This window comes from Xanthomonas sp. F1 (assembly GCF_014199855.1).
Window position 1 is genome coordinate 121,069 of sequence record NZ_JACHOK010000008.1, and the last position, 18,500, is coordinate 139,568.

The window sequence follows — 18,500 nt, forward strand, 5'->3', positions numbered from 1 at the left end:
AGTCGACGCACCGCGCTGGTGCGTCGCATCGAAACGCGATGAACCGCGGCTGACGATTTCCGCGCCGGCGCCGGCGCCCGCGCCTATGCCATCAGTCTATGGAGACAGCTTCGGCGGCAGGCCTAGAATCGCGCCGATCGCACTCATGGGATGAGGAACATGTTTTCGTTGAAAGGACTTTTCGCCGGCGGCGGCACTGCATTGGCCTGTGCCCTGCTGCTTGCCCTGCCCGGCCCCGCCGCTGCGGCCCCGGGCGACCACACCTTCCAGGACATCCCGGCGCAGGTCCTGACCGACGGCTTCCTCGAAGCGCACCTGGACCTGTTCTATCGCCGTGCCGGCATCCGTGCGGACAAGAAGGGCGAGTACGCCGAGGCCAGGAAGCAGTACCAGCTGGCCGCGCGCTATGCCGACAAGCCGTCGCAGGCGCGGCTGGGCGAGATGTACTGGGAAGGCCAGGGCGGCGCCGTCGACCACACGATGGGCTTTCTGTGGATGGCGCTGGCCGCCGAGCGCGGCTACGACCAGTTCGGCGCGCGCAAGATGGAGTACTGGAATCAGCTGACCCCGGACGAGCGCAAGCGCGCGGCCAAGCTCGACAAGTCGATGCTCGCCGACTACGGCGACCAAGTCGCCAAGCCGCGCCAGGAGGCAGTGCTGCGGCGCGAAGCGATGCGCAGCACCGGCGGCCTGCTCGGCCACTCCGGTGCAGCCGGTCCGCTGTCGATCAACGGCCCACGCGGCGGCAGCATCGATCCGGAAGTGTTCTACGCCAAGCAGTTCTGGGAACCGAGCGCGTACTGGAAGCTGCAGGACCAGGTGTGGGACGGCCGCACGCCGGGCCGGGTCGACATCGGCGATGTCGAGGACATCAGCACGCAAGCCACGCCCCCGCCGCCGCAGGAGCCGGCCAAGCACTGAGTGCGAGCCTCGCGCGTGTCGCGCGAGGTGAAGCGTGTCGCGACTGAAATCCCTCCCACACTGTCTCCAGCTTGGTCCGCTGCCTGCTGTTGAGTCCCTCTCTCTCCGGGAGAGGGGTTGGGATGAGGGGACGACGCGCAGCGACGCGCGAAGTAAGCCCCAGCGCCGTGCAGACAGAGACGGGCCGCATCGCGGCCCGTTCTCGTTTGCGAGTGAAACTTCTGCCGCGGGTACGCAGCGCAAGCGGCTTCATCACGCAGCAATGCGTCGGGACTGAAGTCCCTCCCACAAGCGACGTCGTGTGTCGTCCTGCTTGCTGGCACGGCTGCGCGTTTTCCCGCGACCGATGCTCGCGACCGAGTGCAACCTCCCTTGTGGGAGGGACTTCAGTCCCGACGAGCGAAGCGCGACGACATCGCCTCACCGCGCCTGCGCCGGCACGTCCGGATGAGCGCGCCACGTGCCGATGCCAAGCATCGACACCACGTGCGCATGCGTGCTCAGTACAGCTTGCGCTCGGCCGCCGGCGGCGGCGTCCACTGGTACAGCCAGGTCTCGGTGAGCGGGCGCTCGCCGCTGCGCAGGTACAGGCGGATATCGATCTGCTCGGTGCCGTCGTCCGGCGGCACCACGTCGAACATGGCGCGGTAGCCGGAAATCTCGTGCAACGGACGCGCCGAGACGATCTCGGTACGGCCGCGGTTGAGCTGCAGCACCACCTCGACCTTCGCGTCCTTCTCCTTGCCCAGCTTGGCTAGTTCGCCGCCGGCAAAATCCACTGCGAAGCGCCACGAGAAATAATGCCGCTTCTGCCCGACCACGCCGCCCAGGCCGGTACGGGTGGCCACGCAATGCGCCAGCGGCGAGGACGCCGGCGGCTGTGCGCCCCAGTACAGGCGGTAGCCGAACAGCAGTTCCTGGCCGGGCTGCGGCTTGTCCTGCGGGTTCCAGAACGCGACGATGTTGTCGAAGGTCTCGTCGACGGTCGGGATCTCCACCAGTTGCACCGAGCCCTTGCCCCAGCCCTGCTTCGGCTCCACCCACAGGCACGGGCGCTTCTCGTAGAACACGCCGTCGTCCTGGTAATGATCGAAGTTGCGGTCGCGCTGCAGCAGGCCGAAACCGCGCGGGTTCTCGTCGACGAACATGTTGAAGCGCAGGTGCGGCGGATTGCACAGCGGCCGCCAGATCCACTCGCCGCCGCCGGTCCACATCGCCAGGCCGTCGGTGTCGTGGATCTCCGGGCGCCAGTCCCAATCCATGCGGCGGTCGTTCTCGCCGACCTGGTACATGCTGGTGCATGGCCCCAGGCCCAGGCGCTCGATGGTCTTGCGCGGATACAGCGCGCTGTCGATGTCCATCAGCAGCACATCGCCGTTGGTGATCGCGAAGCGGTAGGCGCCGGCCACGCTGGGCGAATCCAGCAGCGCGTACACCACCACCGTGTCCGAGCCGGCCTTGGGCTGCTCCAGCCAGTAGGCGATGAAGTCCGGGAATTCCTCCGGCCCGCCGGTGCCGGTATCGATCGCCAGCCCGCGCGCCGACTGGCCGTACTGGCCCTCCTTGCCGACCGCACGGAAATAGCTGGCGCCGAGGAACGCGGCGAAGTCGCGCTCGGTGTCCTGCTTGGTGTTGAGGCGGAAGCCGGCGAAGCCCAGTTCCTTCGGCAACGACTTGCCCTTCAGCCCGCTGCTGCCGTAATCGAACGCCGCGCTGTCGTAGGCCAGTTCCTGCGCCTGCCCGTCGACCAGGTCGAACATGTGCACCGGCGTCTTGAAGTACAGGCCCAGGTGGAAGAACTTGGCCTGGAACTTCGGGCCCTGCTCGGCCGCCCACAGCGCGTGGTCCTGGCGGTAGCGGATCGACTGGTACTGGTCCCAGGTCAAGCCTTCCACCGGCGCCGGCAGCACCCGCTTGTGGCTCTGATACGGCGCATCGGCCATGGCCCGCGCGTGGCCCTTGAGCCAGGCGTAGTCGAACGGCTGCGGCTTGCCCAGGCGGCGCAGGCCCACCGCGGGGGCCGCCTGGCCGAGCATCGGCATCGCCGGCAAGCCCATGGCGGCGAAGGCGGCGGCGGCGTTCTTGAGGAAATCGCGTCGTTGCATGGCCGGGATCGAAACGGAAAAGGACGCCCATCATAGACAAGCGGCGCAGAAGGTGGCGTTGAGGGTGTCCATGGGAGTGCGCCCCTGGCGCAGAGGTGCAGGAGATGGCGGGCGAGCACGGGCGCCACGGTTGTGCGGCCCGACCACCTCCGCGTCGGCCATGCCCGAGCAGGCAAGACCTCTTCAGAAGCCTCTAACGACACGATAAGGCCCACTGAAAGTCCACTGACAGGAGCGCTTGAGCCGACGCGTTACCGGTAGGGCCCGTCGCGGCGAAGTCGCTCTTGCGGTGGCGACGGCCTGTCTCGCCGAGCCGCTGCAGGAACGCGGTGTTGGCATTGTCGCTGCGGGCGCCGCGCCGCCTGCGTCAGGTGCGCGCAGCGCCGATCGCGTGCGTCGCTCAGCGCTGGCAGTGACCGCACCAGACGCTGGCGCGCTGGCCGATGCTGGCATGGCGCAGCGTGCGCCCGCAGCGCTTGCAGGCCTCGCCCTCGCGGCCGTAGACCGACAGCTCTTGCTCGAAGTAGCCCGGCACCCCGTCCGGGCTGATGAAGTCGCGCAGGGTCGTGCCGCCGCGCTGGATCGCATAGCCCAGGATCGCCTTGGCCGCCTCGGCCAGGCGCGCATAGCGCGCACGCGAGACCTCGCCAGCCTCGCGCAGCGGACTGATGCCGGCCTGGAACAGGCTCTCGGCGGCGTAGATGTTGCCCACCCCGACCACGATGCGCTGGTCCATCAGGAAGGTCTTCACCGGCGCGGTGCGGCCACGGCTGAGCCGGAACAGATGATCGCCGTCGAACGCCTCCGACAGCGGCTCCGGCCCCAGCTCGGCAAGCAGCGGATGGGTCTCGCCCGGTGCCTGCCACAGCAGGCAACCGAACCGGCGCGGATCGTTGAAGCGCAGCACCCGTCCGTCTTCGAGGCTGATGTCGACGTGATCGTGCGCCCGCGGCGGCGTATCGCCGGGCAGCACGCGCAGGCTGCCGGACATGCCCAGATGCAGCAGCGCACTGCCGACCGCGGTATCCAGCAACAAGTACTTCGCGCGCCGACGAATGCCGTCGATACGCTGCCCCGGCAAGTGCTCCGCCACCTCTGGCGGAATCGGCCAGCGCAGATCCGGCCGCCGCAGGATCACCCCATGGATGCGCCGCCCCGACAGATGCGGCTCCAGGCCACGCCGGGTGGTTTCGACTTCGGGGAGTTCGGGCATGGGTTTACAGCGTGATCAGGGAGCGGGTGACGTCGAACTCTAGCATCCCATTTCACACCCAGAAGCCGTGAATGGCAGCGCTGGGCGATGTGGGCGGCGACCGCAAACCGTTTAGCCCTGACGGCTGCGCCTTCAAGTTGAGTCGCCATGGCCACACGCAACGGTCACCACGACACCCGCGGTTGACAATTTTATCTGTGATAGGTATCCATTTCGCGAGCAGGACGCAGGTCGCCGTGGTGCGGCGTTGAAACGGGAAGGGAGCAATCCACTCGGCGGGTGACCTGCTGCTCCAGTAGTGACATTGGCCGCGCACGGAAGCGTGCGCGAAAGAAGTTGCACGTTGCCATGCGCAAGTGCCACCTCATTTAGGGATAAGAAATGCGCCAGAAAGGAAGCTGTCATGCTAAAGCCACCGTCAAAGGACGGCAGAAGTGGCTACCGCGCCTTTGCTTGCTCTTGCCGTTGGCGGCAATGCTGATCAATGTGGTGGAGGCGGAGGAAACCAAGCGGACATGGACGTTGGTCGATTCCGAGGGGGCAAGCCATGGCCAGTACACGACACAAGAGCAGGCTGCGGCCGCCATCACGGAGTTGCCGCCCCCCAATGCATATGTTCCCGAATTCTACAAATACGCCGATCAGATAAGGAGCCAAGAAATCCTCGAGAACGGCGACGTCAAAATCACATACTGGAACGGTAAGGAGTTACCAACGGATCCAGAATGGATGTATGTCGGTGATCAAGATTACTCCACTGAAGAGGAAGCGATAAGGTCGCTTGAACAAATAGCAAACGAAAGTAACAGTCCTTGTCCAGCGACGGCGAAAATCACACTGTTGGGAAACTGGCAGGACAGCCGCACCGATGGCAACGATGGTGGCGAGTGGGGAGAGAAGGCCTACAGGCTCGACTATAACTATCTGGGGGCCGACGAGTGCGTGCCTAAAAGTGAGGAGATGGAGCTTGCTCGCCATCGCAGGACCGAGTGCCCGGTTGAAAAGCTGATGTCCTGGCGCGACAAGTATCAGGCGTGCGTCAACGAATATGCGGTCGCTTTCGTCGTCACCAAAACCCTTGAGCGCGGTTGCGGCTACGAAGGAAATCCGTGCGATACCAAGACAGGCGACAAATATGAAATTGCTTCGGATTTCGATCTTGGCTGGATTGCACTCGAACGGCACTACCACTCCGGCATCTCGAATGACACTGGTGGCTTCGGCTATGGCTGGACACATTCGCATGCCATCAGGCTTACCATTGGCGACGCCAGCATCGGCTTGATCGATGGTGGCGGCTTCCACACTCGGTACCACCGCGTCGGCGATGCATATTTCGCTTCGGACAGTAGTGGCGACCGGCTTATCGCCAACGGCACATTGTGGAAGCTTTACCGCAAAGATGCCGTGCTTATCTTCGATGCCGATGGCAAGCTTCTTGAACGGGAAAGCCGGGACGGTACATTCCTGCACTACGACTATGACGATCTGGGTCGCTTGACCACGATCATACATAGCAGTGGTCGTACGCTCGATTTTCACTACCTGTCAGCGACAAGTGGGGCGTTGATCGGAGCGATCACTACATCCGGCATTCCACTGGTTACTTATACGTATACTCAACGTGGCCAAGTGGACACCGCCACATACCCAGACGGGACCCAAAAGCTATACCACTATGAGGACCCCCGATTTCCTGGAAATCTGACCGGGTTTACTGGAGAAGACGGCCAGCGCTTCAGCACCTTCGCCTACGACGACGTTGGCCGTGCGATCTCCAGCCAGCACGCAGGTGGCATCGATGGCATCACCCTGGCGTACTCGGCGGCTGGCACTCGTGTCACCGATACGCTGGGCGATGTCAACGATTACACGATGACCGAGGCGGGTGGTGCCTCGCCCAAGGTCGCCGCCGTCGCCAGGACCGACGGGACGCTGCAGTACAGCTACAACGACCAGTCCAGCGACTTTCGCCGCCGGCTGAGCAGCGTCACTGATCGGCGTGGTATCCAAACCCAGCACAGCTACGCCGAAGCGACCGAGAATGGTGTTGCGGTAAACATCCATACCGTCCGCGAAGCGGTCGGGCAACCACAGGAGCGCACCACGACCACGCGTACCGCGGCTGACAGCAATCGCCTGCTGTCGGTGCAGACCGGCGGGCGCACTGTGTCCTACAGCTACAACGATCGCCTGCAACCGGTGCAGATGACCAGCACAGATACGGCTACCGGCAAGCAACGCACGCTGACCTACAGCTACTGCGAAGCGGCGGACGTGGCGGCGACCGACAGCACCTGCCCGATCCTGGGCCTACCCAAGACGGTCGATGGCTCACGCACCGACGTCAACGACATCACCCGCTTTACCTACTACCCCACCGACGACAGCACCTGCGCCATGTCCCCGACCACCTGCCAGCATCGCAAGGGCGACCTGTGGAAGGTGACCAACGCGCTCGGCCAGGTCACCGAGTACCTGACTTACGACGGTGCCGGCCGCGTGTTGTCGGCGAAGGACGCCAACGGCGTGGTCATCGACTACACCTATCACCCTCGTGGCTGGCTGACCGCCAGCAAGGTGCGCGGGTCCGACGACAGCAGCGACAGCGACGATCGCATCACCGCGATCGACTACTGGCCGACCGGCCTGGTCAAGCAGGTGACGCAGCCCGATGGCGCATTCACCCGCTTCACCTACGATGCCGCGCACCGGCTGACCGATATCGCCGACAACGCCGGCGACACCATCCACTACACGCTGGACAACGCCGGCAACCGATCCAAGGAAGACACCAAGGACGCGTCGGGCACGCTCAAGCGCACGCTCTCGCGGGTATACAACCAGCTCGGCCAACTGGCGACACAGGCCACTGCGCAGGGCGATCCGACCGACTTCGGCTATGACGGCAACGGCAACACCAAGACCGTCACCGATGCGCTGGGTCATGCCACCCAGAACGATTACGACCCGCTCAATCGCCTGGCGCGTACGCTGCAGGACGTGGGGGGCATCGCCGCCGAAACCAAGTTCGGCTACGACGCGCTGGACAACCTGACCAAGGTCACGGATCCCAAGGGCCTGGACACCACCTACGCCTACAACGGCCTGGGTGACCTGAGCAAGCTCACCAGCCCGGACACCGGCAGCACGACTTACACCTACGACAGCGCCGGCAACCGCGCCACCCAGACCGACGCGCGCAACATCAAGACCAGCTACGGCTACGACGCGCTGAACCGGCTGACCCAGGTCGCCTATCCGACCACCAGCCTCAACGTCAGCTACACCTATGACGTCAGCCAGAGCACCTGCGCCAGCGGCGAGGCCTACGGCATCGGCCGCCTGACCCGAATGCAGGATGGCAGCGGTAGCACCGACTACTGCTACGACCGCTTCGGCGATCTGGTCCGCAAGGTGCAGACCACCAACGGCAAGGTGTTCGTCGTCCGCTACGCGTACACCAAGGCCGGGCAACTGAGCCGCCTGACCTACCCGGACGGCGCAGTGGTGGACTACGTGCGCAACACCCAGGGCCAGACCACCGAGGTTGGGGTGACCCCGCCCGGCGGCACTCGCCAGGTACTGTTGAACCAGGCGACTTACTATCCGTTCGGCCCGGTCGCCGGCTGGACCTACGGCAATGGTCGTCCGATGCAGCGGGTGCTGGATCAGGACTACCACCCGCTGGCGGTCAACGACACCCGTAGCGATGGCTTGGCAATGGGCTTCGCCTTCGACCCGGTCGGCAACCTCAGCGCGCTGACCGCACCGGGCAACACCGCGCCGGTGATCAAACTGGACTACGACCCGCTGGGCCGGCTGACCGCGTTCAAGGACGGCCCGACCGATACGGTGATCGACGGCTACACCTACGACGCCACCGGCAACCGCCTCAGCGCCAAGGTCAATACCACCACGCAGACCTACAGCTATCCGACCACCAGCCACCGCCTGAGCAGCGTGGCCGGTACCGCACGTAGCTATGACGCGGCCGGCAACACCACGGCGATCGGTGGCACGGCCGTGCAGTACGTGTATGGCGCCAACGGCCGGCTATCCCAGGTCAATCGCAATGGCGCCAAGGTGGCGAACTACGCCTACAACGGCCGCGGCGAGCAAGTCCGGCGTGTGGGCAAGACCAATACCTACACCCTCTACGACGAGAGCGGCCACTGGCTGGGCGACTACGACAACAATGGTGCGGTCGTGCAGCAGGCGATCTGGCTGGACGACCTGCCGGTCGGCGTGCTGGCCAAAACCACGCTGCGCTACGTGCAGCCGGACCATCTCGGCACGCCGCGCGCGGTGATCGACCCGGTCCGCGACGTGGCGATCTGGCGCTGGGACCTGAAGGGTGAAGCGTTCGGCGCCACCGCGCCGGATCAGGATCCGGACAAGGACGGCGCCGTGTTTGTGTTCGACATGCGTTTCCCGGGTCAACGCTATGACGCACTGAGTGGACTCAATCAGAACTACTTCCGTGACTACGAGCCCGTGACCGGGCGGTATGTGCAGAGTGATCCGATTGGGTTCGCTGGTGGGATTTCGACTTTTTCCTTTGTTGAATCTTCTCCGCTCAATAGCTTTGATCTTCAGGGACTGCGCAAGTGGGATTTTGATGGTCCGGGAGACACGTCAATGTGTAGTTACCATGAATCACTTTACAAAAAAACGAGGTCACTTTATTACAAGCGCGCCTTTGAAACATGCAAAGGAAATAATAGCCTCATCAACTCCGCGATAAGGTCCGGAATAGTTCACGCGTGGGCGTCAAATAGAAGTTCAGATTCAGAAAGTGTCATTCTAGCGAAAATTAGAAATGGTCTTGTTCGAGAGGATAGACGCTATTCGGTTAGAGACGAACAAGGACGCGTTGTCAGAGAGCCATATGGAAACTTAATCGACGATTATCACTACAAGGTTTTCCAAGAGGCAGGAATAAGTCCTTTGTTTTATGGAGGATCGTTGTGGCCTAGAGGGGTGTATCCTAATTACGTCCCGCAGGTCGGGGATGGATCCGAAGGGATCATACAATCATTACTTGGAAAGACACCCATTGGGGCAAGTCGTGACAACGATTGCGACGCAGGATGGTAGACGATGAAGATTATTAAATGGGTCGTGGTTATTTTATCTTTTTTTGTTTTTTCTGTTATTTCATTAAATACTTTTTTTGCTAACAAACACTTGATTCGCGACTATTCCGCAGGGGACTATCTCCGCTATTTAATTTTCTTCCCTGGAATAACGCTCTGCTTGTATCTGGCTTTTTCACTCCATAAAGCACGGACATGGTCCGAATTTTTCATTGCCGTCTTCCTTTGCCTACCGGCACTGATTGCGGTGCACTTCGTCGTGTCGGTAATGAATGCACATACGGGCGGCACATATTGGTGGTGGCAGGTATTGGAGATCGTGGTGACTTATGTGGCCTGGTCGCGAACAGGAAAGCGCTGGCCCAAACCGCTGCTATCTGATGGAACGGAGCGCCCCACAAACGGAATCTCGTAGAGAACTTCGCCTAGCAACACGTATGCTTCGGCCAATCACTGCAGCCATAGGCTTCATCCGGTTACGTGCTCCCTCGGCGACTGTGAGCATAGGGAAAATGGCTGTCATCGATTTCATTTGCTGTGGTTGCGCTATTCCCAGCACACCAAAGCATCAACACGCCACGTTTTAGATTTTTCTAAAGCCAGACAGTAGAGACAAAAGATCGCGGTTACGTCGGATCCTTGCTCACTGCGGCGGCGCCGCCAGTTCCCGCGCGCTGAGGTAGCCATCGCCGTTGGTGTCCTGCTTGCGGAAGCGGGCGGTCAGGGTGGCGAGGTGCTGTGCGCGGGTGATCGGCGGGCCGCGGCCGCCGGGCAGTTCGGCGGGGCTGAGCACGCCGTCGTGGTCGCGGTCGCGCGCGTCGAAGGCGTAGCTCATCCAGGCCAGGTATTCGTCCAGGCTGACGCGGCCGTCGCCGTCGCGGTCCATGCGCTGCAGGTAGCTGGTGGTGCTGTCGACTGCCTGCGCTTGGGCGCTGACGATGCCACCGGCAAAGAGAACGCAGGCGATGCCCAGCGTCAGCCCGGCCAGTAACGACGAACGCCGCGCAAGGCGGCGTTCGTGCGGCGAGGTACGCGATGCGCCGGGGCTCATGCCAGGGCGTAGCCCTTCAGGCGCGCGGCGTAGGCCTGCAGCGCGGCGATGCCGCTGGCTTCGGCGTCGTGGCACCAGGCCTGCAGGTGCTTGAGGCGTTCGCTGGCGTCATGGGTGCGCGCTTCGAGCAGGGCCGCCAGGCGCGCGCGGTGCTCGACCAGCGTGCGCATGCGCGGGCGCTGCGCCACCCAGTGTTGCAGTTGTTCGCGGGCGTCGGGCTTGAGCCAGCGGCCGTCGTCGACCAGGCCCTTGCGCAGGCGCCGCGGCAGCAGCTTGCGCAGCTTGGCGCCGGCCTGCGCGGCTTCTTCCTTCAGCGCGGGCTTGAACACGTTGCGCTGGTAGTCGGTCATCGCCTGGAAGCGATGCGACAGCAGCGCACGCAGGGTATCGGCGTCGGGCACGGCGATGTTCGGGCGCACGTCCAGGGTCGGCGCCACGCGCAGGATCTTGGCCAGGCGCAGGGCGGCCAGCGCACGGATCGCGATCCAGCCGATGTCCAGTTCCCAGCGGCGCATCGAGAAGCGCGCCGAACTCGGGAAGGCATGGTGGTTGTTGTGCAGCTCTTCGCCGCCGATCCACAGCGCCCACGGGGTCAGATTGGTCGAGGTGTCGGCGGACTCGAAGTTGCGGTAGCCCCACCAGTGGCCCAGGCCGTTGATCACGCCGGCGGCCCAGAACGGGATCCACGCCATCTGCAGGGCCCACAGCGCGATACCGGGCAGGCCGAACAGCGCGAAGTTGACCACGAACAGCGCCACCGGGCCCAGGTTCGCGTACGGGGTATAGAGGTGCCGCTCGATCCAGTCGTCCGGCGCGCCCTTGCCGTACTGCTCGATGTCGCCACGCTGGGTGCGCGCTTCGCGGTACAGCTCCACGCCGCGCCAGAACACGCGGCTGATGCCCTTGGTCTGCGGGCTGTGCGGGTCCTCCTCGGTCTCCACCTTGGCGTGGTGCTTGCGATGGATCGCCACCCATTCCTTGGTGATCATCGAGGTGGTGAACCAGGTCCAGAAGCGGAAGAAGTGCGACAGCAGCGGATGGAAATCCACGCCGCGGTGCGCCTGGCTGCGGTGCAGGTACAGCGTCACCGCGAAGATGGTGAGCTGAGTAAACAGCAGCAGCACGGCCAGCATGCCCCACCAGCCGACGCCGAGCAGGCCGTTGCCGAGGAAGTCGAGGATCGCGTCGAACATTGCCAGAAGCTCCAGAGCGTAGGACGGCGTGAGGGGATGACGACATGATGGGGGTTGCGCAGGCAAACTTCACCCGGCGCTCGCGTATGGTATTCAGCCGCCAAGCGCTTCCGATCACAGAACGGTGTCGGTTCCATGTCAGCCGCCTCTCCCCAAGCAACCCCCGTGCCAGCGGCCGCGCCGTTGATCGAACTCGACCGCGCCAGCGTGGTCCGCGGCCAGGTCCGCGTGCTGCATGCGCTGAGCCTGCGCATCGCGCTCGGCCAGCACACCGCCATCCTCGGCCCGAACGGCTGCGGCAAATCCTCGTTCATCAAGCTCATCACCCGCGAACTGTATCCGCTGGCCCGCGCCGGCGAGGAACCGGCGGTACGGGTACTCGGCCAGAGCCGCTGGCAGGTGGACCGGTTGCGCAGCCAGTTGGGCATCGTCACCGGCGATCTCAGCGTGAACCTCGCCGACATGCCCGGGCTGGACGTGGAAAGCGCGGTGCTGTCCGGATTCTTCGCCAGCTATGTGGTGCCGCCGCACCGCGAGGTGACCGACGCGATGCGCGAACGCGCACGCGAGGCCCTGCAGGCGGCGCATGCGCTGCCGCTGTTGCGACGCCCCTACGCCGAGCTGTCGGCCGGCGAGACCCGCCGCGTGCTGATCGCGCGCGCCCTGGTCAACCGGCCGCAGGCGTTGCTGCTGGACGAACCCAGCACCGGCCTGGACCTCGTCGCGCGCGAGCACCTGCTGGCGACGATGCGCGACCTCGCCCGCCAAGGCATCACCCTGGTGCTGGTCACCCACCACATCGAGGAGATCGTGCCGGAGATCGCGCGGGTGATCCTGTTGCGCGAGGGCCAGGTATACGCCGACGGCACGCGCGAGGACCTGCTGGCCGATGCGCCGCTGTCGGCGGTATTCGGCGGACCGGTGCGGGTGCAGCGCGATGGCGACAGCTATAGCGCGCGGGTCGTTGCGGAGGGCTGATCCCAGCTTGCCCGGCTCGGATGTTCGGGGGCTTGGGGCTTGCGGGCTGCGCGATGTCGCGGTTGATGCGGGAATTTCTGTAGGAGCGGCTTCAGCCGCGACAGGCATTCCCAGCAACGCCCGTCGCGGCTGAAGCCACTCCTACAGATGGCCTTTCGTCGTTGTTGGAGCCGCCCTGAAGCCGCTTCCACTCGCGGGACGTCCACCGTCGTGCCCTGATGCGCTCAGGCAGACGCCGCGCTTGCCCCCCGCGCCGGTGCGTCGGCTTCGAACGCAGCACGCGCATTGCGGATCTGCGCGTGGTGATCGGCAGCCCAGCGCACCAGCGGCGCCAGCACCACGCTCAGCGATTGGCCCAGCGCGGTCAGCCGATACTCCACACCTGGCGGCACGGTGGGCAGCACTTCGCGGGCGACCAGCCCCTCACGCTGCAGGTCGCGCAGGGTCTGGGTCAGCATGCGCTGTGAGATGTCCGGTACCGCGCGGCGCAGTTCGCCGAAGCGGTGCGGACGCTCGGCCAGCAGCATCACGAACAGGGTGCTCCACTTGTCGCCGATCTGCGCCAGCACGTCGCGCACCGGGCACTGGTCGATGGCCATGCCGGCGCGCTGGTAGTCCTGCAGCTGCTGGCTCAGCAGCGCGTCGCAAGCGGCGGCCGGCGGGACGACGCGATCCATGGTGGTTACCTCGAGGTAATCAGGGGCGGGAAAAGTGCCGTCTTTACAGCCCGGCCAAGGTCTCTAGGATAGACCAGGTTCCTTTTCCAGACCATGGCGTCCTGCGACGCCTCCCTTTCTCAGGAGACTGTCATGTCCGCATCTTCCGATTCCCTGCTCGTCACCGGCGCCGGCGGCCAGTTCGGCCAGCGCGTGCTCGCGCATCTGCTCGACACCCTCAAGGTGGCGCCGTCGCGCGTGGTGGCGATGACCCGCCAGCCCGACCGCCTGGCCGCCTGGGCCGCGCGCGGCGTGGACGTGCGCCACGGCGATTTCGACGACGCCACGTCGCTCGACATCGCATTCCGCGGCGCCGGCCGCGTGCTGCTGATCAGCACCGACGCGCTGGACCGCCCCGGCCACCGCCTGCAGCAGCACCAGGCCGCGATCGCCGCAGCCGAGCGTGCTGGCGCCGGCCACCTGGTCTACACCTCCTGCCCAGAACCGCACGACTCGCCGCTGCTGCTGGCCGCCGACCACGCCGGCACCGAGGACAGCCTGGCCGCCAGCGCCCTGCCCGCCTGGACCGTGCTGCGCAACCACTGGTACTTCGAAAACCTGTTCATGAGCCTGCCGCCGGTGCTGGCCTCGGGCCACTGGTACAGCGCGGCCGGCGACGGCGGCATCGCCCATATCGCGCGCGACGACCTGGCCCGCGCCGCCGCGGTCGCCCTGGCCAGCGGCGATGGCAAGCGCACGCTCACCCTCAGCGGCGCGCGCGCCTACACCACCGCCGAGATCGCCGCGCTGGTCGCGCAGGTGCTGGACGTGCAGATCCAGGTGGTGCCGGTGCCGGTGGAGGGCCTGGTGCAGGGCATGGTCGGCGCCGGCCTGCCCGAGCCGGTCGCGCGCATCTATGCCTCGTTCGACACCAACACCGCCGCCGGCCGCGTCGCCACCGTCACCGGCGACTACCAGGCGCTGACCGGACAGGCGCCGCTGCCGTTCGAACAGTGGCTGCAGGACCAGCGTGCGCAGCTGGCGGCGCTGAAGCCGTAAGCGCATTCGGCGGCGCGTGCGGTGCGCGCTACTTGCCGATGCAGAAGCTGGAGAAGATTCGCCCAAGCAGGTCGTCGGCGCTGAGCGTGCCGACGATCTCGCCCAGCGCGGCGTGGGCCAGGCGCAGTTCCTCGGCGGCCAGTTCCAGGCGCTCGTGCTGCAGTTCGGCCGCTGCCGCGTCGGCGTGGCTGGCGGCACGCTGCAGCGCATCGACGTGGCGGGCGCGCGCGGAGAACTCGCCGTCGCTGCCCTCGCCGGCCGCGGCGCCGGCGATCGCGCGCAAGTGCGCGTGCAACTGCTCAAGACCACTTCCGGTGGCGGCGGACACATAGACGCGCTCGGCGCTGGCCGCGGGCACGGCGGCGAGCAGATCGCTCTTGTTGTGGATCCACAGGCGCTGCGGCACGTCGGCGATGGCGTCGGCGATCGCGGCATGGCCGGCCTCGGCGTCGCGCGCGTCGAGCACGATCAGCGCAAGGTCGGCGCGCTGCAGTTCCTGGCGCGCGCGGCGCATGCCCTCGCGCTCGATCGCATCGCCGCCCTCGCGCAGGCCGGCGGTATCGACCAGGGTCAGTTCCACGCCGTCCAGGCGCACGGTCTCGTGCAAGGTGTCGCGGGTGGTGCCGGCGATGTCGGTGACGATGGCGCGGTCGCTGCCGGCCAGCGCATTGAGCAGGGAACTCTTGCCGGCGTTCGGCGGGCCGACCAGCACCGCGTGCAGGCCATCGCGCAGGCGTCGGCCGCGTTCGGCGTCGGCACGCAGCTGGGTCAGATCCGTGCGCGCCTGCGCCAGGCCAGCGCGGACCTGCGCACCGCCCAGCGTGTCCAGCGCCTCGTCGGCGAAATCGATCGCCGCTTCGATGTGGATGCGCAGGCGGATCAGCTGTTCGGCCAGGTCGTCGACCCGACGCGAGAACACCCCGTCCAGCGAACGGCGTGCCGCGCGTGCCGCACGCAGGTCGCCGGCGGCGATCAGGTCGGCGATTGCCTCGGCCTGGGCCAGGTCGAGCTTGCGGTTGAGGAAGGCGCGCTCGCTGAACTCGCCCGGGCGCGCCGGCCGCGCGCCGAGTTCGCAGCAGCGCGCCACCAGGTGCCGCAGCAGCACCGGGCTGCCATGCGCCTGCAGTTCCAGCACATCCTCGCCGGTGAAACTGCGCGGCCCCGGAAACCACAGCGCGATGCCGTCGTCCACGATCTCGCCGTGCGCGTCGCGAAAGCGCGCGTAGCGCGCGCTGCGTGGCATCAAGGTGCCCAGACCCAGTCCATCGGCGATGGCCGCGGCCGCCGGACCCGACACGCGGACCACGCCGACACCGCCCGCACCAGGAGCGGTGGCGATGGCGGCGATGGTGTCGATGGCAGAAGACGGCATGGCGGGGGCAGCAGGTCGATCGCGTGGTGGATTACAGCGTCTGCAATTGGCCGCGCACGTAAGCGGCCGACGCCCCGTTGGGTTGCAGTTCGAGGTACGTCTGGAAGGCGCGCTTGGCCTTGGCCGCATCGCCCAGCTGGCGGTAGGCGTCGCCCAGATTGACGTAGGCCACCGCACGGGAGGGATCGATCTTCAGCGTGTTCTCCAGCCAGCGCACGGCCTGCGCGTACTTGCCCTGGCGATAGTAGATGAAGCCCAGGTTGTTGGCTGCCAGCGCGAAGTCCGGGCGCAGCTTCAGCGCCTCGGTGAATTGCGCCTCGGCCTCTTCGTAGCGCTTCTCCTTGTACAGCTGCAGGCCGCGGTCGTTGGCGCGCTGCGCGCGCTGGCGATCGGACACCGGGCCGGCCGCCGCCGGCACCGCCAGCGGCCGTTCGCCGCCCTGCAGGTCCTTGACCACCACCGCCGGCTTGGACGCAGCGGGCGGCGCGGCGGCGCTGCTGGCGCCGGCAGTCGGCGTCGCGGTCGATGCCGGCGCGGCCGCATCGACGCGATCGTTCATCGCGATCGCCGCCGAGGACAGTTGCTGGGTGCTGGCGGTGAGGAATTCCTCGCCCTCCGGCACCTGCAGCACGAACTCGCCGCCCTGCGAACCGGGCAGGCTGCCGAACGCGGGCGTCTGCTGCGAGATGCTCGACACCGCCGGCGCCACGTAGGCGGCCAGCTCGGTGCCGGTGATCAGGCCGTCGCCGTTGAGATCGGCCTTGCCCGAGAGCGCCTGCAGCAGCACCCAGGTGAACACCGAATGGCCATTGGGACCACTGTCGGCGACCTGCTGGTCCGCACCGCCGGCGGTGAGCATCTGCCGGGCGATGCGCCGCGCGTTCTCGCGCAGGTAGGCGCTGGTGCCGCCGCCGCGGGTCAGGCCCAGGCCGCTGTAGCACGCGTCCATCACGAACAATACGTGCTTGGCTTCCAGGCTTTCGGCGATGTCCTGGATCTCGGTCATCGGAATCGCGTCGGTGGCGAACTGCGCCGGGTCAGAGTCGGCCGGGATGATGTAGCCCAGGTCGCGCCCGGAGGCGAGCTTGCGGGTCGCGCCGTGGCCGGCGAAGAACACGAACACGCGGTCGTTCTTGCCCACGCCGCCGTGCGCCAGGCGGTCGTGGAAGGCGGCCAGGATGTTGTTGCGGGTGGCCTCCTGGCTCTTCAGCACGATCACCTGCGAGGACGGGAAGCCGAAGCTGCCGGTCAGCGTCTGTGCGATGGCCTGCGCATCGTTGGCCGCGTACTGCAGTTTGGGCCAGTGCGCGTAGTCGTCGATGCCGATGACGATCGCCCAGGACTTGTCGTAGCCGCTGGTCACCGCCGGCGCGGCGGCGTTGCTGGCCGCGCGCGCAACGCTGAAGTCGCGCCCGTTCCAGGCGGCGAACTGGTAGCCGTCGGCGCTGAGCCGGTCCAGGATCTGCGGCAGCGCCTTGACCGTACGTTCGTGGATGTCATGGAACAACAGGATGCCGCGCTGCTCGCGGCCGACCTGCTCGAGCACGCGCTGCACGATGGATTCGGGCACCGGGTCGGCCCAGTCCAGCGAATCCACGTTCCACATCACCGACTTCAGGCCGGCCTCGCCGAGGATCTGCATGCCCTCGGCGTTGCGCGCGCCGTAGGGAAAGCGGAACAGCGGCGCACGCTTGGCGTCCACCGCGCGCAGCATGCGGTCGGTGTCGAGGATCTGGCTGCGCAGCGCGGCGCCGGTCTCCTTGGACAGTTGCGCATGGGTCAGGCTGTGATTGCCGACGGTGTAGCCCTGCTCCATCAGGCTGCGGCTGACGCTGGCCAGCGGCGACAGCTCGACCTTGCCGTCCGGCTCGAGCTTGCCCAGGTTGCGGCCGACTTCGAAGAACGTGGCCGGCACGTCGTAGCGCTTGAGGATGGCGACGATCTCGTCGGTGTATTCGCGATGCGGGCCGTCGTCGAAGCTCAGCACCACGGTCTTGGGCGGCAGGTCGCGGCCGAACACTTCGCGGTCGCTGTCCTGCATCGACATCGGGTACGGGTTGATCACGCCGTAGTCGCGCAGGATCGCCTCGCGCGTGTACAGCGTGCCCAAGTGGGCGACGTAGTCCTCCCACTTCTCGCGCTTCTGCACGATCGCGCGGGTACGGTCGAAGCGGCTGAAGATCGCGGTGATCTCGCGGTTGTAGGTGCGTTCGATCTCGTCGAGCGCTTCCAGGTCCTCGCCAATGCGCTGGTGCAGCTTGATCGCCGGCAGCGAGGAGTCCTTGCCGATGCGCACCTGCCAGTCGGCGAGAATCTCCCGGAACGCCAGGCGGTCGGCGTCGTACAGGTCCGGCGCCGATTCGACGTAGTCCAGCAGGCTGCCGACCGCGGCGAAACGCTGCGGGTCCGGCAGCGCCAGCAGCGCGTCGAACTGCCTGGCCAGCGTCTCGCGGCGCTCCAGGCCCTCGTGGAACAACTGCTGGCCGACGCTGCTGGAGGTCTGCCGCTCGGCCGGCGATTGCTTGGCCTCGTCGGCCAGCAACACGATGATCTTGCGCTGCGCCGCCAGCTGCGCCTGCAGGCCCTGCAGCAGCGTGGTCGCCTGGATCTGCAAGGCCGGAGAGCCGGGGATGGCGATCGCCGGCGCGGGTGACGCCGACTTGGCGCCAGTCGTTTCGTTGCCGGCGGGCGGGCGCTCGCAGGCGGCCAGGGCCAAGGCGAGCAGGCCGATCACGGCCACGGACGGCGACAACGGATGACGGCGCTTGCGCATGACCACGGACTCGCGAGCAAAACGATGCGGGAAACGCACACGCCGGCGCCTTCCCCGGCCACATGCGCAACGCCCGCCGG

Annotated in this window: 12 protein-coding genes; 5 read left to right on the forward strand and 7 right to left on the reverse strand. The window is 66.2% G+C overall.

Annotated elements, in window-relative coordinates; all coding sequences use genetic code 11:
• The first annotated feature begins 159 nt into the window (after positions 1–159).
• On the forward strand, positions 160–921 hold the full coding sequence (locus GGR71_RS16560; RefSeq protein WP_160960393.1) for a sel1 repeat family protein: 762 nt from the start codon (positions 160–162) through the stop codon (positions 919–921).
• A 500-nt stretch (positions 922–1,421) separates the two neighbouring features.
• Here GGR71_RS16560 and GGR71_RS16565 read toward each other — a convergent pair whose 3' ends face one another.
• A complete protein-coding gene (locus GGR71_RS16565; protein WP_160960390.1) occupies positions 1,422–3,026 on the reverse strand; it encodes a glucan biosynthesis protein in 1,605 nt (534 codons plus the stop codon).
• A 400-nt stretch (positions 3,027–3,426) separates the two neighbouring features.
• Positions 3,427–4,239 carry a bifunctional DNA-formamidopyrimidine glycosylase/DNA-(apurinic or apyrimidinic site) lyase gene (gene mutM, locus GGR71_RS16570; protein ID WP_160960387.1) on the reverse strand — a complete coding sequence of 271 codons (813 nt, stop codon included), beginning with the start codon at positions 4,237–4,239 and terminating at the stop codon, positions 3,427–3,429.
• Between the two features lie 381 nt (positions 4,240–4,620).
• Between mutM and GGR71_RS16575 the strand changes: the two genes are divergently transcribed.
• Positions 4,621–9,339, forward strand: coding sequence for an RHS repeat-associated core domain-containing protein (locus tag GGR71_RS16575; protein ID WP_237474380.1), 4,719 nt, complete (start codon positions 4,621–4,623; stop codon positions 9,337–9,339).
• A 3-nt stretch (positions 9,340–9,342) separates the two neighbouring features.
• On the forward strand, positions 9,343–9,753 hold the full coding sequence (locus tag GGR71_RS16580) for a hypothetical protein (RefSeq protein WP_160960384.1): 411 nt from the start codon (positions 9,343–9,345) through the stop codon (positions 9,751–9,753).
• 228 nt (positions 9,754–9,981) lie between these two features.
• On the opposite strand, the gene GGR71_RS16585 is transcribed toward GGR71_RS16580, so the two are convergent.
• Positions 9,982–10,389 (reverse strand): CREC-EF hand family protein, encoded by a 408-nt coding sequence (locus GGR71_RS16585; protein WP_160960381.1) that lies wholly within the window; start codon positions 10,387–10,389, stop codon positions 9,982–9,984.
• The gene (locus tag GGR71_RS16590) at positions 10,386–11,582 is read right to left on the reverse strand and encodes a DesA family fatty acid desaturase (protein WP_160960378.1); all 1,197 of its coding nucleotides are present in this window, start codon (positions 11,580–11,582) and stop codon (positions 10,386–10,388) included. The genes GGR71_RS16585 and GGR71_RS16590 overlap by 4 nt, the downstream gene beginning before the upstream one ends.
• 135 nt (positions 11,583–11,717) lie before the next feature.
• On the opposite strand from GGR71_RS16590, the gene GGR71_RS16595 reads away from it, so the two are divergent.
• Positions 11,718–12,560, forward strand: a complete 843-nt coding sequence (locus tag GGR71_RS16595; RefSeq protein ID WP_160960375.1) for an ABC transporter ATP-binding protein — start codon at positions 11,718–11,720, stop codon at positions 12,558–12,560.
• A gap of 224 nt (positions 12,561–12,784) precedes the next feature.
• Here GGR71_RS16595 and GGR71_RS16600 read toward each other — a convergent pair whose 3' ends face one another.
• A complete protein-coding gene (locus tag GGR71_RS16600; protein WP_160960373.1) occupies positions 12,785–13,237 on the reverse strand; it encodes a winged helix-turn-helix transcriptional regulator in 453 nt (150 codons plus the stop codon).
• A 132-nt stretch (positions 13,238–13,369) separates the two neighbouring features.
• Here GGR71_RS16600 and GGR71_RS16605 point away from each other — a divergent pair, with 132 nt between their 5' ends.
• The gene (locus tag GGR71_RS16605) at positions 13,370–14,275 is read left to right on the forward strand and encodes an NAD(P)H-binding protein (protein ID WP_184452145.1); all 906 of its coding nucleotides are present in this window, start codon (positions 13,370–13,372) and stop codon (positions 14,273–14,275) included.
• A gap of 28 nt (positions 14,276–14,303) precedes the next feature.
• Here GGR71_RS16605 and mnmE read toward each other — a convergent pair whose 3' ends face one another.
• Together mnmE and GGR71_RS16615 are read right to left on the reverse strand one after the other, a co-directional pair.
• The gene (mnmE, locus tag GGR71_RS16610; protein WP_160960368.1) at positions 14,304–15,647 is read right to left on the reverse strand and encodes a tRNA uridine-5-carboxymethylaminomethyl(34) synthesis GTPase MnmE; all 1,344 of its coding nucleotides are present in this window, start codon (positions 15,645–15,647) and stop codon (positions 14,304–14,306) included.
• Between the two features lie 31 nt (positions 15,648–15,678).
• A complete protein-coding gene (locus GGR71_RS16615; protein ID WP_160960365.1) occupies positions 15,679–18,420 on the reverse strand; it encodes a polysaccharide deacetylase family protein in 2,742 nt (913 codons plus the stop codon).
• Between the last annotated feature and the right edge of the window lie 80 nt (positions 18,421–18,500).